General features: G+C 44.4%; 24 protein-coding genes. 7 read left to right on the plus strand and 17 right to left on the minus strand.

Annotated elements, in window-relative coordinates:
- Nucleotides 1-26 precede the first annotated feature (26 nt).
- From LKO26_RS07810 to LKO26_RS07845, 8 genes are all read right to left on the minus strand, one after another.
- Nucleotides 27-440: an SRPBCC domain-containing protein gene (locus LKO26_RS07810; RefSeq protein WP_227587298.1), complete on the minus strand. Its 414-nt coding sequence runs from the start codon at nucleotides 438-440 to the stop codon at nucleotides 27-29.
- A gap of 177 nt (nucleotides 441-617) precedes the next feature.
- Nucleotides 618-1,214: a Crp/Fnr family transcriptional regulator gene (locus LKO26_RS07815; protein WP_227587299.1), complete on the minus strand. Its 597-nt coding sequence runs from the start codon at nucleotides 1,212-1,214 to the stop codon at nucleotides 618-620.
- Nucleotides 1,215-1,280: 66 nt separating this feature from the next.
- Entirely contained in the window at nucleotides 1,281-1,778 is a 498-nt protein-coding gene (tpx, locus tag LKO26_RS07820) for a thiol peroxidase (RefSeq protein WP_227587300.1), read from the minus strand.
- Between the two features lie 132 nt (nucleotides 1,779-1,910).
- Nucleotides 1,911-3,335, minus strand: coding sequence for a CCA tRNA nucleotidyltransferase (locus tag LKO26_RS07825; RefSeq protein WP_227587301.1), 1,425 nt, complete (start codon nucleotides 3,333-3,335; stop codon nucleotides 1,911-1,913).
- Nucleotides 3,336-3,421: 86 nt separating this feature from the next.
- Nucleotides 3,422-3,970, minus strand: a complete 549-nt coding sequence (locus LKO26_RS07830) for an L-threonylcarbamoyladenylate synthase (protein WP_227587302.1) — start codon at nucleotides 3,968-3,970, stop codon at nucleotides 3,422-3,424.
- A 57-nt stretch (nucleotides 3,971-4,027) separates the two neighbouring features.
- Entirely contained in the window at nucleotides 4,028-5,170 is a 1,143-nt protein-coding gene (locus tag LKO26_RS07835; RefSeq protein WP_227587303.1) for a cystathionine gamma-synthase, read from the minus strand.
- Nucleotides 5,171-5,207: 37 nt separating this feature from the next.
- On the minus strand, nucleotides 5,208-5,534 hold the full coding sequence (gene gldC / locus LKO26_RS07840) for a gliding motility protein GldC (RefSeq protein WP_227587304.1): 327 nt from the start codon (nucleotides 5,532-5,534) through the stop codon (nucleotides 5,208-5,210).
- A 36-nt stretch (nucleotides 5,535-5,570) separates the two neighbouring features.
- Nucleotides 5,571-6,545, minus strand: coding sequence for a gliding motility protein GldB (locus LKO26_RS07845; RefSeq protein ID WP_227587305.1), 975 nt, complete (start codon nucleotides 6,543-6,545; stop codon nucleotides 5,571-5,573).
- A 212-nt stretch (nucleotides 6,546-6,757) separates the two neighbouring features.
- Here LKO26_RS07845 and nadE point away from each other — a divergent pair, with 212 nt between their 5' ends.
- From nadE to LKO26_RS07865, 4 genes are all read left to right on the plus strand, one after another.
- On the plus strand, nucleotides 6,758-7,549 hold the full coding sequence (gene nadE / locus LKO26_RS07850) for an NAD(+) synthase (protein ID WP_227587306.1): 792 nt from the start codon (nucleotides 6,758-6,760) through the stop codon (nucleotides 7,547-7,549).
- Between the two features lie 49 nt (nucleotides 7,550-7,598).
- Nucleotides 7,599-8,141, plus strand: coding sequence for a ribonuclease domain-containing protein (locus tag LKO26_RS07855; RefSeq protein ID WP_227587307.1), 543 nt, complete (start codon nucleotides 7,599-7,601; stop codon nucleotides 8,139-8,141).
- Nucleotides 8,142-8,144: 3 nt separating this feature from the next.
- On the plus strand, nucleotides 8,145-8,450 hold the full coding sequence (locus tag LKO26_RS07860; RefSeq protein ID WP_227587308.1) for a barstar family protein: 306 nt from the start codon (nucleotides 8,145-8,147) through the stop codon (nucleotides 8,448-8,450).
- A 70-nt stretch (nucleotides 8,451-8,520) separates the two neighbouring features.
- On the plus strand, nucleotides 8,521-9,930 hold the full coding sequence (locus LKO26_RS07865) for an alkaline phosphatase (protein WP_227587309.1): 1,410 nt from the start codon (nucleotides 8,521-8,523) through the stop codon (nucleotides 9,928-9,930).
- Nucleotides 9,931-10,000: 70 nt separating this feature from the next.
- On the opposite strand, the gene LKO26_RS07870 is transcribed toward LKO26_RS07865, so the two are convergent.
- The 7 genes from LKO26_RS07870 to LKO26_RS07900 form a co-directional block, all read right to left on the minus strand.
- Nucleotides 10,001-12,133 (minus strand): outer membrane beta-barrel family protein, encoded by a 2,133-nt coding sequence (locus LKO26_RS07870; protein ID WP_227587310.1) that lies wholly within the window; start codon nucleotides 12,131-12,133, stop codon nucleotides 10,001-10,003.
- Nucleotides 12,134-12,340: 207 nt separating this feature from the next.
- Nucleotides 12,341-13,267 (minus strand): malate dehydrogenase, encoded by a 927-nt coding sequence (locus tag LKO26_RS07875; protein WP_227587311.1) that lies wholly within the window; start codon nucleotides 13,265-13,267, stop codon nucleotides 12,341-12,343.
- Between the two features lie 107 nt (nucleotides 13,268-13,374).
- Nucleotides 13,375-14,517 (minus strand): cytochrome-c peroxidase, encoded by a 1,143-nt coding sequence (locus LKO26_RS07880; protein WP_227587312.1) that lies wholly within the window; start codon nucleotides 14,515-14,517, stop codon nucleotides 13,375-13,377.
- A 44-nt stretch (nucleotides 14,518-14,561) separates the two neighbouring features.
- Nucleotides 14,562-15,578, minus strand: coding sequence for a nucleoid-associated protein (locus LKO26_RS07885; RefSeq protein ID WP_227587569.1), 1,017 nt, complete (start codon nucleotides 15,576-15,578; stop codon nucleotides 14,562-14,564).
- 86 nt (nucleotides 15,579-15,664) lie between these two features.
- Nucleotides 15,665-16,714, minus strand: a complete 1,050-nt coding sequence (locus tag LKO26_RS07890) for an anhydro-N-acetylmuramic acid kinase (protein ID WP_227587313.1) — start codon at nucleotides 16,712-16,714, stop codon at nucleotides 15,665-15,667.
- A 48-nt stretch (nucleotides 16,715-16,762) separates the two neighbouring features.
- Nucleotides 16,763-17,350, minus strand: a complete 588-nt coding sequence (gene lptC, locus LKO26_RS07895; protein ID WP_227587314.1) for an LPS export ABC transporter periplasmic protein LptC — start codon at nucleotides 17,348-17,350, stop codon at nucleotides 16,763-16,765.
- A 3-nt stretch (nucleotides 17,351-17,353) separates the two neighbouring features.
- On the minus strand, nucleotides 17,354-18,628 hold the full coding sequence (locus tag LKO26_RS07900; protein WP_227587315.1) for a hypothetical protein: 1,275 nt from the start codon (nucleotides 18,626-18,628) through the stop codon (nucleotides 17,354-17,356).
- Between the two features lie 174 nt (nucleotides 18,629-18,802).
- Between LKO26_RS07900 and LKO26_RS07905 the strand changes: the two genes are divergently transcribed.
- Nucleotides 18,803-19,921 (plus strand): ATP-binding protein, encoded by a 1,119-nt coding sequence (locus tag LKO26_RS07905; RefSeq protein WP_227587316.1) that lies wholly within the window; start codon nucleotides 18,803-18,805, stop codon nucleotides 19,919-19,921.
- 28 nt (nucleotides 19,922-19,949) lie between these two features.
- Here the strand turns inward: LKO26_RS07905 and LKO26_RS07910 are convergent, their stop codons facing one another.
- Nucleotides 19,950-21,530, minus strand: coding sequence for a patatin-like phospholipase family protein (locus LKO26_RS07910; RefSeq protein WP_227587317.1), 1,581 nt, complete (start codon nucleotides 21,528-21,530; stop codon nucleotides 19,950-19,952).
- Between the two features lie 109 nt (nucleotides 21,531-21,639).
- Nucleotides 21,640-22,545, minus strand: a complete 906-nt coding sequence (locus LKO26_RS07915; RefSeq protein ID WP_227587318.1) for a CorA family divalent cation transporter — start codon at nucleotides 22,543-22,545, stop codon at nucleotides 21,640-21,642.
- A gap of 70 nt (nucleotides 22,546-22,615) precedes the next feature.
- Between LKO26_RS07915 and LKO26_RS07920 the strand changes: the two genes are divergently transcribed.
- Together LKO26_RS07920 and LKO26_RS07925 are read left to right on the plus strand one after the other, a co-directional pair.
- Nucleotides 22,616-23,638 (plus strand): 3-oxoacyl-ACP synthase III family protein, encoded by a 1,023-nt coding sequence (locus LKO26_RS07920; protein WP_227587319.1) that lies wholly within the window; start codon nucleotides 22,616-22,618, stop codon nucleotides 23,636-23,638.
- Between the two features lie 174 nt (nucleotides 23,639-23,812).
- A complete protein-coding gene (locus tag LKO26_RS07925; protein WP_227587320.1) occupies nucleotides 23,813-24,622 on the plus strand; it encodes a DUF2059 domain-containing protein in 810 nt (269 codons plus the stop codon).
- Nucleotides 24,623-24,807: the final 185 nt, after the last annotated feature.

Consider the following 24,807-nt stretch of genomic DNA (forward strand, 5'->3'; position numbering starts at 1 on the left):
GAATGAAAATCACCGGGCAGTTAACCTCAGTTATTTTCTACATATTTATGAAAGTTATTCAGAATATTGTACCAGGTATTGCGCTGCATCTCCCGTGAATTCCTAAATTCCAGATCAAAAATCTGTCTTACCTGCGTGGTATTGTCGTCTATTTTATTAAAATACACTTCCACTTTGCGGCCATCAAATAACGTATATTGTACAAACTGATGGGGAATAATTTCATCATACACGCCTACGATGTCATAGCCGAAAGAGTGGTTTTTTGCCTCCATCCGGGCTTCAAACCTGCCCCCTACCCTGAAATCATTGCTAGCCCGGGGGCAATACCAGTTATCCTGAATAAAATTCCATTTGGTAATATGCTTCGGGTCATGCATATAGTTCCATACCTTTTCCAAAGGTTCCAGAATCACGATTTCAATATTAATGGGGTCCATAATTTTTTCTTTTAAATATACAACAATTCTTTAAATATACAAATAATATGATGACGAAGCATTGATTTCATTCAGACAAATTGAACAGTATTACAAAAACACTCCGAAAACCACATTCATACACCGCACTGAATTCACAACCGGAACGTGTTCTGAGCGTCAGACAAGAGACACCGGCTACTGCGGTTTGCCCAGAATTTCCTTGCGGATTCTGCTGAGGGAAGTATCGGTAATTCCTAAAAACGAAGCGATATGTTTCAGCGGTGCCTGGCGGACAATCTGAGGCTTTTCTGCCAGCAACTTCAAATACCTGGTCGATGCCGTTTCTGTAACCAGATCCAGTGAGCGCTGCTTCATGGCAAACACCTGATAGGCAAACCAGGCTCTGCCCCACTCCCGCAGGCCTTCCATCTGTTCAAAAAGTGCTTGAAAGGTTTCGTAATCAATCTTCCAGAGCATACAGTCTGTGACCGCCTGTACCGTTTCCTGTGACGGAATATGGTGGAATAGCGAAGCAGGAACGATCGCGATTTCATTCTCACAGAAAAACTCCGTGGTAATTTCCTGACCCTGTAATCCTGTGACAAACGCCCGCACGAGCCCTTCTTCTACAATATAATACTCCTTTGCTACCTGACCTGCAAGCAGCAACAATTCACCTTTGCCAACTTGTACAGGCTGGTGCGCTTTCACAATCGCTGTCACGTTCTCTTCACTGAGGAGAAAATGAGCATAGATGAGTCGCATGGCAGCACTTTCTGTGGGATTGATCATAAATCTTCAGTCAAAAAATAACCTTAAAGCAAAAACTTCAAGGTTATATACATGTGTTTTATGCTGTTATCCGGCAGCATTCAGCGCAGCAGAATAATCCGGTTCCTGTCCTATCTCCGGCACTTGCTCGGTATAGATTACCCGGTCATTTTCGTCGGCCACAATAACCGCGCGGCTCAGCAATCCCTTCAGTGGAGAATCGCTCAGCGTAACGCCGTAATCTTCGCCGAAACTACCTCTGAAATCGGACAGTGAATCTACATGATCCAGACCTTCGGCAGCGCAAAACCGCTTCAGCGCAAAAGGCAGATCGCGGGACACGTTAATGACCACTGTATTTTCCAGATTTCCGGCTTCTTCATTGAATTTTCTTGCCGATGCCGCACAGACTCCTGTATCAATACTCGGAAAAATATTGAAAATTTTCTTTTTTCCCTGATAGTCGCCTTTGGTTTTCTCGTTCAGATCTTCATCAATCAGTGAAAAATCCTTAAGCGTACTTCCGTTCTCGGGTAGATTTCCGATGCTGTGAATTGCATTTCCATGCAGTGTAATATTTGCCATAGTTTTGTGATTTTAGTGAGTTACCTCACAAAATTACGCAAAATTATGTGGTCTGGATTCAAGTGAATGGTTAAATAAATCTTAAATATGAAGCATAGCGGCGTCACACCGGACTTAAATGCTGCAAAAAAATCAGGTTACCGGATTCAGACCAAGCAGCTTCCCCTGCTCAATGACAAACGAACGTGCTTGCGCATGGTCGTTGGCTATTTCACCTTCCAGAATAGCCTCCTTCACTTTTTCTTTCAGGATTCCGATCTCGCGTCCGGGTTTCAGGCCAAACAGATCCATAATCTCCTCTCCCGTCACCGGCGGCTGGAAATTGCGAATCTGATCTTTCTCTTCCACCTCCTTTATTTTCGCCGCCACGTACTCAAAATTCTTTTTAAACTTCTCTTGTTTGCGTGCATTTTTGGTTGTAATATCTGCCTTGCAAAGGGTAAAAAGATCCTCCAGATCGTCGCCGGCATCAAATAGCAGTCTTCGCAAAGCCGCATCTGAGGTATCATCGGTAATCAGTGCAATGGGCCGGGAAGAAAGCTTCACCATCTTCTGTACATATTTCAGATCAGCTCCCAGCGGTAGTTTCAGCCGGTGAAATAATTTTTTCACCATTTTGGAACCCAGAAATTCATGTCCATGAAAAGTCCAGCCGGTTCCTTCCACAAATTTTTTGGTCGGTGCCTTGCCGATGTCATGCAGCAGGGCCGCCCAGCGCAGCCAGAGATTGTCAGTATTCAGTGCAATATTATCAACCACCTCCAGGGTGTGGTAAAAATTATCTTTATGCGTCTGGCCTTCCACTTCTTCTATTCCTTTTAAGGCCGTAAGCTCCGGAATAATCAGTTTCATTAACCCTGTTTTTTCCATCAGCATCAACCCTTCAGAAGGTCTGGCAGACATCATGATTTTATTAAATTCTACCATAATCCGCTCCATAGATACGATTATAATGCGGTGGGCTTCCGTTTTAATAGCTTCCAGCGAATCCTTTTCAATAGAAAAATTCAGCACAGAAGCAAAACGGATGGCGCGCATCATGCGCAACGGATCATCAGAATAAGTCTGGCGCGGCTCCAGTGGCGTGCGGATGATTTTTTCCTGAATATCCTCCTGCCCGTAAAACGGATCGATTAATGTTCCGAAATCATGCGCATTGAGGGATATGGCCAATGCGTTGATGGTAAAATCACGGCGCAACTGATCATCCTGCAGCGTGCCAGTTTCCACTTCGGGATTTCTGGAATTTTCCGCATAACTTTCTTTTCGGGCACCTACAAATTCTAGTTCCAGGTTCTGAAATCTGAACATGGCAGTTCCATAAGTTTTGAAAACCGAAACCTTAAGCTCCGGACTGATATGACGTGCAATGGCTTTGGCCAAATCTATCCCGCTGCCCTCTGTAACAAAGTCAATATCTGACGGCGCACCGCGTTTCATCAGCAAATCGCGCACGTAACCGCCCACGATGTACACGGACTGATGATTCATTTCCGCTACCTGAGAAATGGTTTTGAAAAGTTTAAAATTTTTATTCTGAATAAGGTTGATTTGCATCTTCTGATATGTAAAAAGGAATCAGCCGGAATCATCACCTGATGAAAATATGCTTCCCGGCTGTAAAATTTTGACAAAGATAATTATTACTCCCGTAACACCTTCACCCGGCCGTCCTGCCAGATGCGGATGACGGAGGAGCCACTGTATATGGATACGCGGTCACGGTGCTCCTCCACAGCATAATCTACTGCGGAAACCAGTTCTGAAGCAATATCCGAAAATTTCACCGGTGACGGATTGCCGCTGAAATTGGCAGAAGTGGATACCAGAGGTTTATTGAGTTTTGATATCAGTTTTCTCAGGAAATCGTCCTTTACCAGGCGGATTCCAATGCTTCCGTCTTCTGCAAGAAGCTCAGCCGGCAACCCCTGAGGATGGTCATAAACAATGGTCACAGGCTTTTCACTGAGGTCTATAATTTCCCAGGCCATTTCCGGCACTTCTACCAGTTCCTGCAGGCGCTTTTCGCTTTCCACCAGAATGATCATGGATTTAGACGGCTCTCTTTTTTTAATTTCAAATATTTTACGGATTGCCTCCGCATTTGTGGCATCACAACCAATTCCCCAGATCGTATCTGTGGGATAGAGAATGGTGCCGCCCGCTTTCAGAATCTGAATGATTTTATCCATAGAACATTATTAAAAAACCTTCAGGACCGTGCTTCGCTGAAGGTTTTGATGTTTTCATTATGCAAATGCACGTTCCAGATCTGCAATCAGATCTTCTATATCTTCTATGCCCACACTCAGACGCACCAGATCATCGGTAATGCCCAGTTCGGCCCGTTTCTCTGCCGGAATGGAAGCGTGGGTCATCATTGCAGGATGATTGGCCAGAGATTCCACGCCACCCAGGGATTCTGCAAGCGTGAAAACCTTCACCTGCTCCAGGAATTTTATTGCATCTTCCTTCTTGCCGGATTTAAAGGTAAAAGAAACCATTCCGCCAAAATCCTTCATCTGCCGCGTGGCCAGTTCGTACTGCGGATTGTCTTCCAGTCCCGGATAGAACACTTTATCTACCGAAGGATGCTGCTGAAGGTATTTTGCCACAGCCTTTCCGTTTTCAGAATGTCTCTGCACCCGCAAAGCCAGGGTTTTGATTCCCCTGAGCACCAGATAGGAATCATGCGGCCCCAGAATACCGCCGCTGGCGAACTGAATAAAATGCAGTTGCTCTCCCAGTTCTTCTGTTTTGGCTACCAATGCCCCGGCAATCACATCAGAATGCCCGCCCAGGTATTTTGTGGCAGAGTGCATCACGAGATCGGCTCCCAGATCAATGGGTCTTTGCAGATAAGGGGTAGCGAAGGTATTATCTACTGCCACCAGGATATTTTTACCTTTCACCAGGTCTGTCACGGCCTTGATGTCTACCAATTTCATCAGAGGATTGGTGGGCGTTTCAATCCAGATCAGTTTGGTGTTTTCGGTGATATGCTGTTCAATTTTTGAAACATCATCAAAATTAACGAAGGTGAACTTCAGTTGATATTTATCAAAAAGGCGTGTAAACATTCTGTAGGTTCCGCCGTAAAGATCATCTACCGCAATAATCTCATCGCCGGGACTCAGCAGTTTCAGCACGCAGTCTATAGCGGCAAGACCGGAACCAAATGCCAGTCCGCGGGCGCCGTTTTCAATGCTTGCCAGGCTGTCTTCCAATGCCTGACGGGTAGGATTGGCTCCCCGTGAATATTCGTATCCGTTTTTCAGTTCGCCGGGTGTTCTCTGCGCAAAGGTAGAAGTCAGAAAAACCGGCACGTTTACAGATCCGGTATGCGGTTCGTGCTGCTGACCGCCGTGTATTACTTTTGTATTAAAATTCATAATATCTTTAGGTTTGGTTGAAAATTATTAAATAACATTACATTCTGATGGCAGATTTTTTGGCAAATTCCTCAGCCATTTCTTCCATCCATGCGGCTACATCTTCCTCTCCGGTAGCGCGCTCGTAGGTATTGCCCAGCGAAATTAAGATCTGGTGAATGAACATTTTCATCTGATCTACCGGCATATCCTTGGTCCAGAGATCAATGCGCAGTGCTTCCATTGCAGCATCGTCCCACACCGAAATCATGGTGGCTTTGGTGGGTTGCTTTTCCACGCCGCCGTCCTGTGCGTTCCACATCATGGTTTCCGGAACGTGATTTTCATCCAGTTCCACATCTATTGTTATTTGGGTTTTTCTCATAGCTGTATCGGGTCCCGCTGTTGTTTGCGGGCTTTATTAAGGCTTATATTTTGACTGATTAAAAATATCCTGAGCGCTGGTTTTCAGGAAATCACTCAGTTTTGTTTCGGGATGTTCCTGATAATACTTCCGGCAGATGCGCCATCCGGTGAAAATCCCGACCTGCGGAGAAGAATCACGGTCTGCGTCTGTATAAAATTTGGAAAAAGGTCCTGCAGAGATAAATCTTTCGGTAAGGCGTGGATCGGGACTGAAAAGATAATCGTTTTCAATAAAATAATCCCAGATATTGCCTTCATTGGCTACACTCCACTCGTATTGTTTGGCAGTAGCATTCATTTTCAAATGATCCGGAAGGTGCGGAAGAAACGCATCCTGCAGGGTCATGATTTTCCCGAAATACACCATCTGATCCAGAAATTTCTGTGAAACCTCATCATAAGGGACAATGGAAATGGCGATTGCCTCAGAAACTTTGGGGATGATATTCTCCGGGTTCATGGACAATTTGAGATACTCTTCCAGCCCTTTATAATATTCATTTTTTTCGCCCATAAATCCGGAGATGTCAATAAACAAAAATCCGGCACCGGAATCAAAGATAACGGGATCTGCATACATCTGAGTACTGGATGAAAATGTGTAGACTGCGGGTGTTTTAAACGCCGGAAAATGATATTTCACTCTGGCAAAAAGCTGCCCCAGTTCCGTACCCAATTTCTTAAGATCAACTTTGGAGGCGGCTTCACGATATAATTTTGCTTCCTCATCGTTATTTTTTCTATTGGCAAAATCTTCGTCACTCACCGTTCCCTGAAACCAGGGATATTGTGCTTTAAACTCATCCAGACTTACCTGCGGATCAAAAAACATTTTTGAAATATCCGTAATCTGTACCTGCTCTGCCGGGCTCTCTACCTCCACATCCCAGATATTTTCCGGCTCCTTATTACAACTGACAGTCCCTAACAGGAAAACTGCTGAAAACAGTAAAAATCTAAAAAACTTCATTACTTTTACACCTGAATTTAAGTATGCAAAAATACTAAATTAATGCGGATAAAGCCATTTGAACCTGCAGGATTACAGATTCGGCTGCTGGACCAAGCAAATGCCACAGCTTACGGACTGTCCGGGTGAACTTCTGAAGCGCTTCCAGCAGCCTGTACATCCCTCAGAAACGGAAAATAAATCTGCAACTAACTTGTAAAAACACGGGAATTATGCAAACCCAACTCATTACTGAACATATTGTAGAATGGCTGAAAAACTATGCCGTCAATGCCAACGCCAAAGGTTACATCATCGGCGTTTCGGGGGGTGTGGACTCCGGAGTGGTTTCCACATTATGTGCCATGACAGGACTGAAACTGCTGGCCGTAGAAATGCCCATACGCCAGAAAGCCGACCAGAAGAGCCGTGCACTGGAACACCTGAAATTTCTGGAATCTGAATTTCCCAATGCAGAATGCCGTACCATAGACCTGAACGCTGCCTTTGAAGCCATTTATGAAACGTTTGATGCAGATGACGAAGTTTTTCCCGCAGAAAATCTGGCTTTTGCCAATACCCGTGCGCGCCTGCGTATGCTCACCCTCTACCATTACGGCCAGATTAACGGGCTGCTGGTGTGCGGTACCGGAAACAAAGTGGAAGATTTCGGCATCGGATTTTATACCAAATATGGCGACGGTGGTGTGGATGTATCGCCGATAGCCGACCTTTATAAAACCGAAGTCTATGAGCTGGCGAAGTATCTGAACTTGCCGGAATCCATTAAAAATGCCATCCCCACAGATGGATTGTGGGACGCCGAACGCACAGACGAGCAGCAAATAGGCGCCACCTATCCCGAACTGGAAAAAATTCAGAAAGAATGGGGCACGAGAACGGAAGCAGATTACAGCGGAAGAGATCTGGAAGTTTTCAGAATCTTCCAGCGCATGAACCGCGCCGCGCAGCATAAAATACAGCCGATTCCGGTCTGTGAAATCCCGGAAAATTGGCGGAAATAATGCCTGTTTTGTAACATCAACCCCCAATCTATTGTTTTAACATTCACCCATGAACAGACAAAAAATCAAACTCTTTCTGTACTTCATCATCGGAATGCTGAGCGCATTTCTGATCATGTACCTGATAGACCATTATGAAATCATCCGGAAAAATCCGGATAAGGAAACAGCAGCCATCGAAGCCCATGCTGAAAACTCAGGTTCTTTTCAACAAAATAAATCGCAAATTCCAGGCAATAACGCGCCACAGACTACTAAAAACTCCGGAATTGATGCCCTTACCGAAGAAAATCATGTCATTGATTATGTGAAGGCGCACAAAGCACTGCCGGATTATTATATGACCAAAAGTGAAGCCCGGAAAGGAGGCTGGGTAGCCTCTGAAGGTAATCTTTGTGAAGTATTGCCGGGAAGAGCTATTGGCGGAGATCACTTCAGTAACCGTGAAAAACGGTTGCCGCAGGGTGAAAAATACTTTGAAGCAGATGTGAATTACCAATGTGGACGGCGGAATGCAGACCGCATTGTTTTCACCCAAAAAGGTGACGTATGGCTCACCAAAAATCATTATAAAAGTTTCGAAAAAAGATAGATCATGAGCACCATCTATATAGACTTTGCCGACCTTGGCGATTATGAAGATTTCTACGCACAGCTGAAAGTAAAAATGGAACTTCCGGAATATTTCGGGGAGAATCTGGATGCTTTATACGATGTAATTACCGGTGATGTACAGCTTCCGTTGCACCTGGAATTTGTGAATATGAGTGTGGATCAGCTGGAAACTTTTGAGGATCTGCTCACCACGCTGGAGGATGCCGAAGTAGCACTGGAGGATTTCACCTTTGCTTATTATCTGGAGCAATATGAAGATGAAGATGATGAGCGCAGCACAGAATGATGCGGCCTTATGCCTTAAATTAATATTCAGTTAAAAGATAACTTTTATCTTTGTCAAAATATTTTTCCCAATGAAAAGAAGAGATTTCCTGAAAGGCGGCTCGCTGGCATTTGGCGGTTTGCTTTTCGCACCCATAGGCTCCAGGGCCAATACCATCAAAGAAGAATACGGCTCTAAAAAAGCCAAAAACATCATCTTCATGGTGAGCGATGGCATGAGTTCCGGCACCCTGATGATGGCCGACATCTATTCCAAAAGAAAATTCGGAAAGCCCAGCAGCTGGATTGCACTGTATGAAAATGACCTGCTGAACCGGGGCGTGATGGATATGGCATCTCTGAACTCCATTGTAACCGATTCTGCAGCAGCCAGCTCTTCCTGGGGAGGCGGCCACAGGGTGAATAACGGCAGTCTGAATGTAGGGCCCAACGGTGAAGAATACCTTCCTATTCTGCAAAAATTTCAGAAAGCCGGGAAGAAAGTCGGGGTAGTGACCACTGTTCCGGTAACCCACGCCACACCTGCCGGATTCTCTGTATATACCAAGAGCAGAGGCTCACAGGAAGAAATAGCCTCCATGTACCATGATCTCGGATTTGATGTCATCATGGGTGGCGGTCACAAATATTTTGACCCTGCACAGCGAAAGGATAAAAAAGATATGTACGCTGCATTCCGCAAAAAAGGCTATCATGTAGCCCGCAACAAATCAGAAATGAATGCGGCACCCCGAAATAAGCCGGTGCTGGCAACATTTGATGAAGACGGTCTGCCCTACTCCAAAGATCACCAGACCAGCAGCTTCATGAAAAGCAATATTCCCACCATTGCCGAAATGACAGCCAAAGCCATAGACCAGGTAAAAGACCACAGCAAAGGTTTCGTAATTCAGATTGAAGGCGGAAAAGTGGACTGGGCAGCACATGGCAATGACATCACCGGTTTATTGTACGACCAATTGGCCTTTGACGAAGCGGTAAAAGTGGCCATTGACTTTGCTAAAAAAGACGGAAACACGCTGGTAGTGGTCACTTCTGACCACGGAAACGCCAATCCGGGACTGATCTACGGGAAAAATGTAAATTCAGATTTCGACCGCATTCAGAATTTTACGCAGACCAATGAGTGGATTCTGCAGGGACTGAATGCTTCAGATTCCGTAACCACCGTGAAGAGCAGAATTGCCGGAGCCAATGCCGGAATTTCCATTACCGATGATCAGGCCAAAGAAATCCTGAGCTACTATTCCAAAGCAAAAATGGAAGACGGACTGTACAATCCACGCCACCTGCCGTTCAAATTACTGGCCGATATTCAGCAGGCGCACACCTCTGTAGGCTGGATCAGTATGGATCACTCCTCAGACTATACGGAACTGGCCATGTACGGTCCCGGCAGTGAGCAAATGAAACCCTTTATGAAAAATACGGAAATGCATCACTTCCTGCTGAAGGTGGCAGAAGTAGAAAATAAATTTTAAACAAAATCTGCTCTACAAGTAAAACGCTCCGGAAAGTCCGGAGCGTTTTTGTATCATTTACGAAGGCAGATTATTTACCACCACCCTCATTTTTCTCTACATTGGTCTTGGTATTCTCCTTTACTTTCTGATTGCCAAAACGCTTGGTCAGTGTAAAGGAAGCGCCATACCATGACGATTTGCTCACGGTGTGGAACACGCCCACCTGGCTGTAGGTCGTATTGTCAAACACCGGCTTTTTGAAGATATTGTTCAAACGGACACTGGCCTCCAGCCCCAGATCCTCGAAGATTCTGGTAACCGACAGGTTGTGATAGAAGTTAAAAGTATTGCCCTGTGTATTGCCGTTGTTCTGTTTGTACATTCCGCCCCAGCCGGAAAGGTTAATATTCCTGCCAAAGAGATTGGTGTATGAAAAATTAGCCGAACCACTGAAATTGGTCAGATAATCCCGGGTATTGATGCCGTTTTTTTCATTGAAATCACTGTTGTCTGTATAATTAAAACCCAGATTAAGGTTGACATTCAGTTTGTTCTGAAGAAAAGTCTGGTTGGTATTAAAATTAGCCGAATAGCGTTCAGACCTGCCGGGGAAATTAGACGGATAAGAAATCAGCCGGTCACCGTCCTGAATGTAATCGGTCCAGTAATCCTGATTGGTAAATCCGTAATTGAGTGACAAAAAATATTTTTTATACACACCAATTTTCATTGAAAACCGATGATTCGGATTGGGTTCCAGATCCATATTTCCGCGGTAGAAAGTACCATCGCCGGAAGGAAGTTCAAATGGATTAAATTCCGAGAACCAGGGCCGCCAGACACTGTAATTGTAAGAACCAGACACATTGAAATTGGGCGAAAAAGTATATTTTAAAAGCACATTAGGCATCAGTAATCCATAGGAATCTTTACGCTCTTCGCCGGTGGTTTCCTGCTTCAGTTTCAGCATCATATATTCATACCGGAGTCCTATGCGCACGTCCAGTTTATCTAAAAACTTACTGCTGTAATTGGCATAAACCGAGTTCAGATTATCCCGGTAGCGGAATCTGCTTTTCAGCACTTCTGTGCTGAATCCGTGATAATCTGTGGGGATTATATTATTGTTAAAATCGAATTTCATTCCGGCTTCAAAATTGCTTCCTGCTGAATCCAGCGGTTGCGAATAATCCAGTTTCAGATAGTAATTCCGCATCTGGCTGTGATTGGTCACCTGCGTGAGTTCCTCTGTTGGAGCAATGGTTTGGTTACGCAGAAAATTGCGTTCATTATCATGGGCATTGTAATTCACGCCCGTATTCACATCAAAGATCCTGTTTTTCTCTTTATCATAATATTTGTAAAAAACATTGGAATTCAGTACCAGGTAGCGCGAATCCTCATTCTGCCGAACGGTGTATTGATTGTAAGGCAGGTCATTCTGTAAGATCTCCCCTGTGGAACCGCCATCTGAACTGCTTCGGTTCTGGAAAAACTCACCGATGATGCCGATATTATTGCGGTCATTAAGCTCCAACTCTGATGTGGTGGAAAAAGACGGCATTCTGTTCCGGTACACATTTTGGGCTTCCACATGCCGGGTTTCATTGTTCTGGAAGAGCAGACTTTCGGACACTTCAGAATGTTCATTGGTCTGGTCTGCATAACTCCCGATGAGGGTTTGGGTAAAATTACCTTTATGGTAGTTCAGGTTTACGTTGCTGTACTGACTGTTTTTCTGATTCTGGGTACTTGTTGCAGATACACTGCCCTTTATGCCCTCGTCATCACGTTTTTTCAGGACAATATTGATGACCTGACCGCTGGTCTCATATCGGGAGGAAGGATTGGTAATCACTTCTATCTTCATCAGATTATCAGCAGGTATAGATTTCAGATATTCCTTCAGTTCCTTACCGGTAAAAACAGATTTCCGGTCGTTGATGTAAACGGTCACACTTTCGCCCTCAGATTTCACCACATCATTATTGTCAATGCTCACCAGCGGCGTCATTCTCAGGACATCCCAGGTGGTATTTCCGGCCAGAATGGAGGAATTTTCCACATTGAACACGGTACGGTCTACCTTAGATTCTACGGTAGGCTTTCTGGCGATGATGGTTACTGCCTCAATATCTTTTTGCCTGATGGTATCCTGAGCAGTCTGCGCAGAAACCACAGCACCAAGGCAAATGAGCGCAAGAGTAAAAGAAATCTTCATAAATTCAGTTCTATTTCAGATTAATAAGACTGCGTAGAACGGTTTTTGTTACACACGTGTGTGAATAGATCGAACTTTATACATCAATTACTGATTGACAGACGTGAAACAAATGGGATTTTTTCGGGCGGCGGCTTCGCCGCCGCCCGAAAAAAAATGAGCGCGGCCCTGCGGGCCGCGCTCAAAAAGCTTTATTTTAAATCCGAATCAGAACTTCAGATCTGCATTCACCTCTCTTACTGCTTTGGCAGCAGTAGCGAATTTTTCTTTTTCTGCGTCTGTAAGGGTAATGTCCACTATTTTTTCCACACCGTTTTTCCCGATGATTGCCGGAACTCCCAGGCAGATATCGCTTTCGCCGTACTCACCGTTCAGCATCAGGGAACATGGAATCATTTTCTTCTGATCACAAACAATAGACTGTACCAGAACAGATACAGCTGCTCCCGGCGCATACCATGCAGAAGTTCCCAGCAGTTTGGTAAGTGTAGCACCGCCTACTTTGGTTTCTTCTTCTACATAGGCTTGTTTTTCATCATTCAGAAACTCAGAAACCGGCACACCATTTCTGGTTGCTTTACTCATCAGCGGAAGCATCCCGGTGTCGCTATGGGCAGCGATTACCATACCGTCTACGTCTGAGATCGGGCAATCCAGTGCTTCTGCCAGTCTGTATTTGAAACGTGCAGAATCCAGCGCTCCACCCATCCCTATAATTCTTTCTTTTGGTAAGCCTGATGTTTTATGAACCAGATACGCCATGGTATCCATCGGATTAGACACCACAATGATGATGACATCCGGCGAATGTTTTACCAGATTTTCAGTTACATCTTTCACAATACCGGCGTTGATACCGATGAGTTCCTCTCTGGTCATTCCCGGTTTTCTTGGGATTCCGGAGGTGATAACAGCCACTTTGGATCCGGCTGTTTTACTGTAGTCACCGGTAGTCCCGGTAATTTTGGTATCAAAACCATTTAAGGAAGCAGTTTGCATCAAATCCATTGCTTTACCTTCGGCAAAACCTTCTTTGATATCTACTAAAACAACTTCTGATGAGAAGTTTTTCATGGCAATGTACTCTGCGCAACTTGCGCCTACTGCTCCGGCTCCAACTACGGTTACTTTCATAATTTAACTTTTAATTTATACTTATTTTTTATTGTTTGCGAAAATGCAGTTCAAATTTATGAAAACTAAAAAGTTCGGGCAATTTTTAAGGGATAAAATCCCGAAATTTATTCGCCGGGTTCTGCTTTATAGCGGTCACTGCTCAGCGTGCGGAGGAATGCGGCAAGATCTGAAATCTCCTCATCTGTAAGGTCCAGCCGTTTAATCATGTCAGATTTTTTAGGAAAGGCCGGATCTTTCTGTTGCCTGCGGGTCAGTGTTTCGGTGCCCATCCCTGCGTTATACATCATCAAAACATTGCGGATTTCCGGAAACTGCCCGTTGTGCATGTAGGGTGAAGTGAGGGTCAGCTCACGCAGCGAAGGTGTACGGAATTTCCGGCGGTCGGCTTCTTTTCCGGTCAACTCATACAAGCCCATATCTTCATCTTCGCTACTGAAAAAATCGAGCCCGATATTGTAGAATTTCTGGTCAGAAAACAAGGGTGTATTATGGCAGTTCACGCAGTTTGCTTTGGTGCGGAACAGGTGCAGACCGCGGACTTCCGCATTGGAAAATTCGTCCTTTTTACCTTCCACAAACAAATCAAATCTGGATTTCCCGCTTACCAAAGACCGTTCATAGGTGGCAATGGCCTGTGAAAGCCGGTGTGCTGTAATTTCGTCTGAACCAAAAACCTCTCTGAACTTCTGCCGATACTCCGGATTTTCTTTTACCCGTTCCAGTGCCAGATCCATGGTAAAATTCATCTCCCGCGGATCTTCCAGCGGGTGTTTCACCTGCGCCTCCAGCGTGGAAACACGACCATCCCAGAACAAGGTATGGAAGTATCCGGAATTGATTACGGTGAGTACATTTCGTAACCCCAACTGACCCTCATGACCGGCCGTGAGCATATTGTAATCGGCAAAGCCATAAGATGGCAGGTGACAGGCAGCACATGATATTTTCCCGGACTCCGAGAGCTGAGGATCAAAGAAAAGTTCTTTTCCCAGTTCTGCGCGGGCTTCAGACCAGGGATTATCTTCAGGAAAAACCATAGCGGGCAGCGGTCCGATGTCCTGAAAACCTTCGCGGGCGGCATTAAACAGAAATGGTCTGGGCCACAGTTCAGGTCTGCCACTGCCATAAAGTTCCCGCAACTCCTCTACCGTATAGTTATTTTCCCGGAGCGCGTAGCTGCACAGAAAAAGAATCAGTGACAAAATCAAAAATCCGGAAAAAAGAATACTTTTCAACTGCGGCTTCATAGCGGGTACAAAGTTAAGATATTCAGTGGGAACGGGTGAATCGTTTACTTTTCCTCCTCGTAATACAGGCGGTAGTACTTCCCTTTTTCATCTTGTCCGGTCTCAATCATCTTGCGGTCACCGTGCACATAGATATGGAAATTTTTGTCCAGTTTTATCACACTTTTAAATCCGCGGCTTTGCTTCTTTACGGCTGCTTCATTGATTGCAAAATCTTCAGAAATAGAGACCTGCATTTCCTGTTCGTAATCACTTTTAAAGTTTCCGAAACTTTCAATAACCTGCTGATCTTCAAGAACTTTTGAGGTAAACTCCTCAAAATCAAATTGTTCCCTGTCTTTAAAGAAATTAATGGATTTATTCAGAAAATCTGCCTGGTCTGCTTTGGATACTTCAAACTCCTGTGGCAGTTGCTTCGTCACGTACTCCTTATACACATTCAGGGTTTCCTGGGTATGAAAATACTCGTCATTGCGCTGGCGGATTTTCAGAAAATCTTCGAACCAATAATACATATCGCCATTCTTGTTATTGTCTACGGCCGATACTACAAATCCGGTGTCCTTGCTGTTGTTGTAAATCAGCGCTCCTTTATCCAGTTTCCCCAGAGAAATTCCGTAATCCCTTTCAATGTCAAAGGTATCTTCTTTTGGGAAAATTTTCAGAAAAGGATCTTTCTTTTCGGTTTTAAAAATTCCGATGGAGTCAATTTTGGCGCCGTCTGCCCCTTCTTCACCTTCAAAATAGATGATGAACACTTCACCGGCCTGCACGCGGGGATTCTCTGTAATATCATACAGATGATTGGCAATATTTTCAGCCTCAAACAAAAATTTGTCTTTATCCTCAAAAATTTCAGCTACCGAGGAATACACCGGATTGAGCGTAAGATAGGTATCGCTGTAAAACTGAAACTGTTCTTCAGACTTGAACGCTTTCAGGAAAAAATTCTCCAGCAATTCTTTCATATCATCCTCCAACTGGAGTTCTGCATCTGAGAGAAAAAGGGATTCCTGATTGATTTTATTACCAACTTTATGAACTACGATTTTAGAAAACATGCTGTAATGATATAGGTCTGCAAAGATATTCCAAATCATTGAAGCAGGAAATTTTTAGTGCCTTAATTCTGACTCTGCACCCATCATTAAACCAAAATGCCGGTGCAATGGTCTTCTGAACTCCCGGTGGACGAACTCAGTACATTTATTTCGTTATGAAGGCGGAGAATACCCATGAACGCAAAAATAAGGGCTTCTTTGTAATTAATGATTTCTGCTGAAGGAATGACCAGCGAACATTCTGTCTTTTTCCGAAGCTCTTCCATCAGAAAAGTATGATAAGCACCACCACCCGTCACCAGAAGATTTCTGATGCCGTACGCATTCAGCACTGCGGCAATCTGAACCGAAATATGCGCGGTAAAAGTAGCGAGCGCATCTGCCGGCTTCATCCTTTTCATCAGCGGCAATATTTCGGCATTCACCCATTCGGCACCGAGTGACTTCGGGGGTTTCCGGCGGTAGTATGACAATGCATTGAGTTTTGCCAGCACTTTTTGGTTTACGGTTCCTGTTCTGGCCAGGTTGCCACCATCGTCAAAAGGCAGTTTCAGTTTATTCGCAAAGAAATTCAGGACTCTGTTTACCGGACAAATATCAAAAGCAATTCGCCGGTCTTTTATTTCTATTGAAATATTGGAAAATCCGCCCAGATTCAGGCAGGCATCATATTCAGAAAACAACAGCTGATCGCCCACCGGTACCAGCGGTGCACCGTTTCCGCCGCGCAGCACATCGGCACTGCGGAAATCATAAACCACAGGGACATCATTCAACAGCCGGATCGCCCGGCCGTCACCAATCTGCACGGTATATTTTTTTTTCGGATTATGAAAAACCGTATGGCCATGAGATGCAATCACATCCAGCTTTTTAATCTTGTGTCTGCTGATGAAATGCTTTACGCTTTCACCCAGATAAAAACCATAAGACGCATTCAGTTCATAAAGTTCTTCGGCACTCATGCGCATGGCATCAGCCAGCTTCCGCTCCATGCGGCGCGGATAAGATTCGGTTTCACCGGCCAGAATTTCGAAATTCCAGATGCCGTTTTCATTTCGGGTAAAGGAAGCGTAGCAAAGATCCAAACCGTCCAGGCTGGTCCCGGACATCAGACCGATGGCATAAAAAGTCATTGATAATTTTTCTTAAAGATAATGATATCTGAGAAACTTCAGCAGAAATTATCTTTGCTGATCCGGAATTTTTTTGGCATTGATATCACCGGCATTGTTAAAGAAGGTATATTCCGAGAAATCATCTTTGGCCCACATTCCGTTGGAAGCCACGAGCGTAGATCCGTCCTTGTCTGTGACGTACACGGTATCCGAAGTATAAATTTCCTTTTTGGCCTGATCCCAGAAAACGGTTTGCATGGCAAATGTCTGCCCCTCACTGGTGAGTACTTTCACATTGCCCCGGGCTTCATAAAACTGTTTCATCTCCGTCATTTTTGCATATTTGGCGGTAATTCTGCCGGGATTCTTCGGGTTTTTTTTATCGAAATATTCTATATCAATGCCTTTATTGGCCACCACATAGGGGGTATCAATCAGCTCGTATTTTTCAATAAGCGGTGCTTTGGCGCGCATCTTCACAAACCCGGAATCACGCTGCACAATATGGGCATTGTATATAATCTGGGATGGAAAATCCACTTTTTTATTGGCCGCATTCACATTGGCCAGATCTTCTTCACAGGATACAAAAAATATAGCCAGACCCAGAAGGCAGGCTACATTCTTTAATTTTATGCTGAAAAGAAAGTTCATTTCTTAGTTGTACAAACGTTTCTGGAACCAGCGGTCTGCAAAGTTAAATCCTACTTTCACATTGATATAGTTCTGATTCACCAGATTATTTTTGAGGGTACCTCTTTTACCCAGTTCCACTCCTACATCCAGACCGGTCATGCGGTTCAGTGTGGTATTTTTGAAAGGCAAAGTAGCTCCGAATGTAATTCCGAAACGATTGATATCGGTATCATTGATCTGGAGATTTCCCTTTTCGTAGAAAGCACCATAGCGGTAAATAATTCTTTCAAAATAGTTTCTGAAGTTATTGGCATTGGGTAAAAACCATCCTCCGGCTGCTACCCTGTAGGAATCCTGATACTGGAAATCCTGACCTACGAACTGAATGGTTTCCCCCTTGCGGTAATCTACCTGCGCACCGGCAAACCAGCGAAGATTATGCCCGAATCCTGCTCCTACAGACGCTTCCAGCGGCAACAGATTGTTCCCGGAGGTATTGCGCTCTTCCACCACACTTACATAATTTTTTATCCCGTTGTTGTTATAAAAATAGGTACTGTTGGTAAAATAAGATTCCATTTCATTGGAGTTACCAAAAGTTGTGGTCGCCCCGATGGTCAGTTTTCTGTCGTTTTCGTATTTTTTCTGATAGGTAGTCCCCAAGGTGAAGTTATAATTTTTCACCCGGTTTCTGGTTTCATAGCCGTTTATAAGTTCTGCATCAGAATACATCAATTCATCAATATCATACAGGTTTCCAAAGTAGAAATTGGTACGCAGACCCAGGGCAAACTCCGGAGAAATCTGGTAAGAAATTGCGCCCTGCACGGTGCTCAGAGTTCCTTCTCCACGGAAATTATTGGCTTTGATGCTGCCATCACTCAGCGTTTCGGTTACCACCACATTATAATTTTTTGAGCTGTATGGCTGGTACCCCAATCCAAATTTCACTTTTTGGGAAACAGGAAACGCAATAGAGATATTGGAAAGGTAGGTAGAATGCTTGGTGACCTTATAATCGTTATGATCTGACTTGAAGAAATTATTCTCATTGGTCGCTTCCAGTTTAATGGAAGTGAGTTGCAAATTTTCGTTGGCTGCGGGGTTTTTAAAGTTAAAACTGCTGTTAAAATCGGTAACATAAGCTGTAGAAATACCGGCCATAGCCGCATTTTCTACGGTATTGTCATATTTCACATCTCCGATTCCGTAGGCGGCATACGGTGAGTTCCCGATGTTTTGGGCGTTCAGATAAATCCCTGCGGTTACGAATGTTATAGCGAAAATAAATTTCATTCTCTTTTTTTAAAATAATGCGCAAATATCTTAATTATTACTGAAATGAAGAAATTTACTTTGGTTAAAGTTTGTTAAGTGCTCATGCCTGAAAACCAAAGCCCAAGGTGTTTTGCAGCTTCAAAATCGGCTGCACACTATCGCTCCGAAGCCAAAATTTTATATCTTTGAAACATGGATTGGGATCATATTGCAGGTCAGCAAAAACTGAAAGAACAGCTTCAGAAAAGCATCACGGACAACCGCGTAAGTCACGCCCAGCTTTTTCTGGGAAAGGAAGGCCACGGTACACTGCCTCTGGCACTGGCCTATGCGCAGTCTATTCTGCGAAATGAAAATGAGGCGGCCAAATCCCGGGTAGAGAACCTGAACCATCTGGATTTGCATTTCAGTTTTCCGGTGTACAGCGAAAAGAGTAAATCCCAGAGCAGCCGGTTCTTTCCGCAGTTCCGGGAGATGATTCTGGAAAATCCCTACGCCGGTTTCGATGACTGGAGCAGCCTGCTGGAATCCGAAAACAAACAACTCTTCATCTCGGCAGATGAAGTAGATGAGCAAAACGAAAAGTTTCTGCTGAAAAGTTTTGAAGGCGGCACCAAAATTCTCATCATGTGGCGTGCCGATAAAATGAACGTATCGGCGTCCAACAAATTACTGAAGTTTCTGGAAGAACCACCGGCGAAAACCATTATCCTGCTCACAGCCGATACCGCAGATGATATGTTGCCCACCATTCTCTCCCGCACCCAGACCATAGAAGTTCCGGCGGTACAGGATGAAGACCTCGGCCGGTATCTGCATGAACAGCACGGTGCCCCCGAAGACCAACTGGAAGAAATTGTGCGCCGCTCCACCGGCAATGTGAATACGGCATTAAAGATTTTGCGGAATGAAGGTTCCGGCGAATTTGAGGAGTTGTTTATTCAATGGGTACGCGACGCATTTCAGGTGAAAAAGAAACCCGAATTTCTGAAAAACATCATCATGTGGGCCAGAAACATTGCCACCTGGAACCGGGAGAAGCAAAAAAGCTTTCTGGATTATTGCAGCGAAATGTTCCGCCTCGCCCTGCTGCAAAACTACGGTTTGAATCATATGATTTACCGCAAGATTGACCACTCGGGGTTCAACTGGGACAGCTTTACAAGATTCATTCACGGCGCCAATATTGAGAGTATCATGGAGGAAATCACCACTGCCGATTACCATTTGCAGCGGAATGCCAATGCAAAAATTGTGTGGACGGATTTGGGCATTAAATTATCACGCTACATCCACAAATCAGCGCAATAAAACCGGCATTCAAATTCCGGAATTTTTTTTAACCCACGGTCTGTTCATTTTCATCTTTCAGGATTTTACGTTCCTTGAGGGCTACCAGCATCCTTTCGGTTTTGTATTTTTCCCAGTCGAAACGTTCCAGGAACTCCAGACCGGCGCGGAAACCTTTATTAAAGAGTACGATTTTCTCCTGATCTTCCATAAAGAAATTCAGCCAGCTGCTGGGACTGCAATCTACCGATTGTATGCTGTGTTTATTGTAAAAACTGTACTTATTCAGAAACATTTTGTCATTATACCCCTTCAGCGTATCAAAAATATTGACCAGAAAGCTAAAAGGGGTTTTCAGAATCCGGCTGCTGCCCAGACCATTCTCTGCGCCCTGCTCGCTGCTGTCTGTAAGCCGTGCACCAAACACCGGAATCCTGGGGTAGAAAATATCGTTCTCATGAAAGATATCAATCGGGAAATTAGAGATGCTGCCGCCGTCTATGAAAACCGCTTCATCAAAAACTGCTTTAGGATCGGCATTCAGCCAGAACTTCCATGCATTCACAATTTCGGCTTCCGCCCGGTTTATCTGATGTACCATCGGCTCAAAAAAATAGGGCACAGACATGGACGCCCGCACAAATCTGGCGGGACTGATATTGCAGATATCATGACTGGTCCAGTACAGATCAGCCATTTTCGGAAATTCAACTTTAATTTTGGCATTGATATCCGTGGTGATGACGGTATAATCTGAACGCAAAAGCAGAAAGGGATTATCCTTATACATCTGGGTGCTTTCCATACTGGTCATGAAGTTGCGGTAACGGTTTTCGTCTATAGAGCCGGATTTTTCCTGATGAATTTTCCGGATCTGCGCCAGTGCGTGGTCATAATATTGGGATTCATTGCCCAACCGGTAGTTCAGTCCCAGATCCCGACCTTTCTTAATATAAGCTTGATTCAGTTCCTCTACGGTACGGATCCCAAATTCATCCAGCGCTTCTTTTAATTTCCGCTCGAAGGCATGCCCCGGATTAAGCCCGATGTTATTCTTCCTGAACAGACTGTAATAATCTCTGAAATGAAGCACCAGCGTCATAAAAATCAGGAAAGGAATCAGGTAAAACCAGGAGGAAATCCCCAGGGTAAGATTCAGAAAAGGAAACAGGAGAATGATAAAGAGCAGCACCGCCACCAGAAAAAGTGACCGCCGTATGTAGGTAGAGCTGCGCAAAATCTTCCCTGCCACGTTGCGCACCACAGGCTTTCCATCCATAAAATCCACAAAATTCCAGCGGAACAATATTTTTTTTATGGCACTGCTTTTATTGGCAGAACGGTCTCCCAGCGCCGCAATGAGCATGGTATTGATGGCCCCGGCACTGGTCCCGGCAATCCGCAGAAAACGCACCCCGAAGGACTCCAGCGCATAGAGATAGCCCACGAGTGCAGTACCCCACACACCGCCGCCTTCCTGCACAAAATTGACATATTGATTGCCCTGATCGTCCAGAATATCAGAAAATTCCTTGGCCGAAATCTTTTCATGCAGTGCTGTAAGCAGCATCCGGGAATCTTTGTCCAGAGTTTTATCCTGCAGCAATTGGTTTAAGTAATCCGTTTTCATACGTTGAGTTTTTATTGAGCCTCAACCGGGGAGGTTATCAGTTACTCAAATTTAAGAAAAAATGACGCTGGCCGGTGTCCCTCTGGTGAAAAAGGGTGTTTTTCCTGTATTACCAGTTGCGGCGGCGCATGTACAGGAAAATTACGAGAACCACCAAGCCCATAAAAGCCAGGGTAAGCCAGTAGCCATACGGGCTCTGCAGTTCGGGCATGTGGTGAAAGTTCATGCCGTACACCCCGGCAATAAAAGTGATGGGCAGAAAATAAGCAGAAAACTGGGTGAGCAGTTTCATCACTTTATTGGATTGCTGGTCGCTCATGGCCAGCAGCATGGTAATGAGACTGTTGACCTCAGCATTCAGGTGGTCGTAGTCTGCGGTGACATCATCATGTTTGTCTTTCAGGTCAGAGATTTGCAGCCTTTTCAGTTTCAGTCCGCTGAAATTGCTCACCCATTCTGCCGAAAGGTTCAGCAGGCGGGCATTGAGAGCGCTTTTACGCTTCACGAGGTACAGTTTCCTGATGAGTTTGGCAGTATCGGCATGGCGCAGAAAGATTTCTTTTTCCAGTTGATCCAGCGTTTCCAGCAATTTTACGGATTCATCGTTGAATGTTTTCAGCACTTTCAGGGCCAGCATCAGGGCAATTTCATCTGCGGTAAGCCTTTCGGATCCCCGGTGTTTCTGCAGTTCGCTGTACGTTTCGGTGACCGTGGTGGTTTCCAGGCGGTGTACGGTAATCAGGGTTTCATGGACCAGGAAAATACCAATTTTGGTAGAGACATCACTCACGCCGCCGGGATGTCGCTTTTCGGGATGATGGCTCTCGCGGGTCAGAAAAAATTTCACCTCATCAGCTTCCTCATATTTTGGCAGGTGATCACGGTCCACGGTGTCTTCCAGCAACATCATATCTATGCCCCAGGTCTGATGCAAGGCCTCCAGATCTTCGGTTGTGGGTGCTTGTACATCCACCCACAGGCAGTGTTCATTTTCAAAAAGAGTTTTGGCTGCCACAGGCAAAAGAGGATTTTTGAGGGTTAAAATTTATCAATAAAATGATACATTTGTCAAAATTACTAAAGTTATGGTAAAAAGCATCATAAAAGGTGCCGGACATTATGTACCGGAAAACACCGTGACCAATAACGACCTGGCGCAGCGCATGACGACCAGTGATGAATGGATTACCGAGCGTACCGGCATTAAAGAACGGCACCACCGGAAAAACAGAAACGACGCCGAGGAAACCACAGCCTTTCTGGGCTTTAAAGCGGCAGAAATGGCATTGAAAAACGCCGGAATGACTGCCCGGGATCTGGATTATATAGTCTTTGCCACCCTCTCTCCGGACTATTACTTCCCCGGTTGTGGTGTGCTGGTACAGGAGATGCTGGGTTGTGATACCATAGGCGCGCTGGATGTGCGCAACCAGTGTTCCGGGTTTGTGTATGCCATGAGCGTGGCCAATGCTTTCATAAAATCCGGGACATACCGGAATATTCTGGTCATTGGTGCTGAAATTCATTCGTTCGGGCTCGATTTTTCAGATGAAGGACGCGGCGTTTCTGTTATTTTTGGCGATGGTGCCGGAGCCGTTATCCTTTCTGCTACCAAGGACGAAACTGCCGGCGACATTCTTTCGGTGAATATGCATGCTGAAGGAAAATACGCAGATGACCTCTGCACCAAATTTCCCGGCTCCAAATACGGCTGGAGTGACCGCATGCGTCTGGAACCCGGGGCGGTAACCAATCACGAAGTGTACCCGGTGATGAATGGTAATTTTGTGTTCAAACATGCCGTGACGCGCTTCCCGGAAACCATGATGGAGGCACTGAATGCCGCCGGAAAAACCATAGATGATCTGGATTTGTTCATTCCCCACCAGGCCAATCTGCGGATTGCCCAGTTTGTACAGCAAAAGATGGGTCTGCCCGATGATAAAGTGTTCAACAATATTCAGAAATACGGCAATACTACGGCAGCTTCCATCCCACTGGCACTGAGCGAGGCTATAGCCGCCGGCAAAGTACAGCGAGGCGATCTGGTGCTGCTGTCTGCCTTTGGCAGCGGTTTTACCTGGGGCAGTGTGTTGTTTGAGTATTAAAAACAGATTTGCTGCGCACGGAAATTGAGCATCATCCTTAAAGGGAAACCATTTTATACAGGGCGAAATCCGAAGTACGGACTTCGCCCTTCTCATGGTTGTGAAATTCGGGTGGTTTTGTATCTTTGGTGAGGCGCGGTACAACAGTGGCGCAGTAATGTAATATATCAGATTATGAAAAAAGCTCTGTTAATTACCACGGTACTTTTATCCTTAAGTTTTTATGGTCAAACTAAAGAACAAAAAGTTGAATTTATTATTAATGAATTAGGGTATTTTAATTCAATTAAAGGTGCGATAATCGACTTTCATATTCCAAATTTGAAAAATTTTGGAAACAAAAACGATGTTAGAATTCAGGCACTTGAGGATCAGTTAAATGACTGGGAAATCATCAGAAGATTATCCAACGCTATTGATAAAACTTTTACTGAAAAAGAAATTTCAGAAATCTATAAATTCTACAATTCACAAACCGGCAAAAAACTGGTGCTTAGCCAGAATATTATTGACGAAAACATCAAGGATAATTTCATTGATATATTTGAAGAAATCAATACAATCCGGCAGGACAATGAAAATTTACAAAATAGACAGGCCGCTTATTTGATGGCCTTTTTTCAGGCAATACATGATAAAAAAGATGGGTTTTATCTTGTGAGCGAGAAAAAACGAAATAACAATGAAACGGAATTTGAAATAAGCGAGAAAGCTGCTTTTGAACCCAAAGATATTGAAGATATCAGATCCAGTTACAATGACCTAGGAAATCTGATCATTGATATTAAATTCAAAGAAAATGTAAAGTCAAAATTGCAGGAAATAACCGCTACCAATATCAATAAAGGAATGGCCATAATCGTCGATAAAAAAATTATTACAATGCCCATTATTTATTCTGAAATCGCTGATGGAAAATTACAGATTTCAGGACTTTTCTCTGTAGAGGAAATCAAAAATATAGTAAGCAAATTAAAAAAATAGACCAGTGAGAAACCGCCAAAAAAAACAGTCATGTAAAGTGGACTGTATAATAAATATTATTAAAAACACGAACTAAATAGCAATACAATATACAGCGGCGGTAAATTAAGTGTTGAATATACTAACGAACACAATGAATCGATAATCACCGAGATACCTACAAAAACGAAATGGGAGATAAATGT

Source organism: Chryseobacterium sp. MFBS3-17, assembly GCF_020687745.1.
GTDB lineage: Bacteria > Bacteroidota > Bacteroidia > Flavobacteriales > Weeksellaceae > Marnyiella.

Bases quoted from the DNA above. Each gene is read 5' to 3' on its own strand.
- LKO26_RS07810 (WP_227587298.1), bottom strand. From the start codon at position 440: ATGGACCCCATTAATATTGAAATCGTGATTCTGGAACCTTTGGAAAAG.
- LKO26_RS07870 (WP_227587310.1), bottom strand. From the start codon at position 12,133: ATGAAGATTTCTTTTACTCTTGCGCTCATTTGCCTTGGTGCTGTGGTT.
- LKO26_RS07900 (WP_227587315.1), bottom strand. From the start codon at position 18,628: ATGAAATTTATTTTCGCTATAACATTCGTAACCGCAGGGATTTATCTG.
- tpx (WP_227587300.1), bottom strand. From the start codon at position 1,778: ATGGCAAATATTACACTGCATGGAAATGCAATTCACAGCATCGGAAAT.
- LKO26_RS07830 (WP_227587302.1), bottom strand. From the start codon at position 3,970: ATGGATAAAATCATTCAGATTCTGAAAGCGGGCGGCACCATTCTCTAT.
- LKO26_RS07905 (WP_227587316.1), top strand. From the start codon at position 18,803: ATGGATTGGGATCATATTGCAGGTCAGCAAAAACTGAAAGAACAGCTT.
- LKO26_RS07860 (WP_227587308.1), top strand. From the start codon at position 8,145: ATGAGCACCATCTATATAGACTTTGCCGACCTTGGCGATTATGAAGAT.
- LKO26_RS07835 (WP_227587303.1), bottom strand. From the start codon at position 5,170: ATGAATTTTAATACAAAAGTAATACACGGCGGTCAGCAGCACGAACCG.
- LKO26_RS07815 (WP_227587299.1), bottom strand. From the start codon at position 1,214: ATGATCAATCCCACAGAAAGTGCTGCCATGCGACTCATCTATGCTCAT.
- LKO26_RS07825 (WP_227587301.1), bottom strand. From the start codon at position 3,335: ATGCAAATCAACCTTATTCAGAATAAAAATTTTAAACTTTTCAAAACC.
- LKO26_RS07875 (WP_227587311.1), bottom strand. From the start codon at position 13,267: ATGAAAGTAACCGTAGTTGGAGCCGGAGCAGTAGGCGCAAGTTGCGCA.
- LKO26_RS07925 (WP_227587320.1), top strand. From the start codon at position 23,813: ATGAAAAAAGCTCTGTTAATTACCACGGTACTTTTATCCTTAAGTTTT.
- gldC (WP_227587304.1), bottom strand. From the start codon at position 5,534: ATGAGAAAAACCCAAATAACAATAGATGTGGAACTGGATGAAAATCAC.
- LKO26_RS07855 (WP_227587307.1), top strand. From the start codon at position 7,599: ATGAACAGACAAAAAATCAAACTCTTTCTGTACTTCATCATCGGAATG.
- lptC (WP_227587314.1), bottom strand. From the start codon at position 17,350: ATGAACTTTCTTTTCAGCATAAAATTAAAGAATGTAGCCTGCCTTCTG.
- LKO26_RS07920 (WP_227587319.1), top strand. From the start codon at position 22,616: ATGGTAAAAAGCATCATAAAAGGTGCCGGACATTATGTACCGGAAAAC.
- LKO26_RS07865 (WP_227587309.1), top strand. From the start codon at position 8,521: ATGAAAAGAAGAGATTTCCTGAAAGGCGGCTCGCTGGCATTTGGCGGT.
- nadE (WP_227587306.1), top strand. From the start codon at position 6,758: ATGCAAACCCAACTCATTACTGAACATATTGTAGAATGGCTGAAAAAC.
- LKO26_RS07885 (WP_227587569.1), bottom strand. From the start codon at position 15,578: ATGTTTTCTAAAATCGTAGTTCATAAAGTTGGTAATAAAATCAATCAG.
- LKO26_RS07910 (WP_227587317.1), bottom strand. From the start codon at position 21,530: ATGAAAACGGATTACTTAAACCAATTGCTGCAGGATAAAACTCTGGAC.
- LKO26_RS07845 (WP_227587305.1), bottom strand. From the start codon at position 6,545: ATGAAGTTTTTTAGATTTTTACTGTTTTCAGCAGTTTTCCTGTTAGGG.
- LKO26_RS07890 (WP_227587313.1), bottom strand. From the start codon at position 16,714: ATGACTTTTTATGCCATCGGTCTGATGTCCGGGACCAGCCTGGACGGT.
- LKO26_RS07880 (WP_227587312.1), bottom strand. From the start codon at position 14,517: ATGAAGCCGCAGTTGAAAAGTATTCTTTTTTCCGGATTTTTGATTTTG.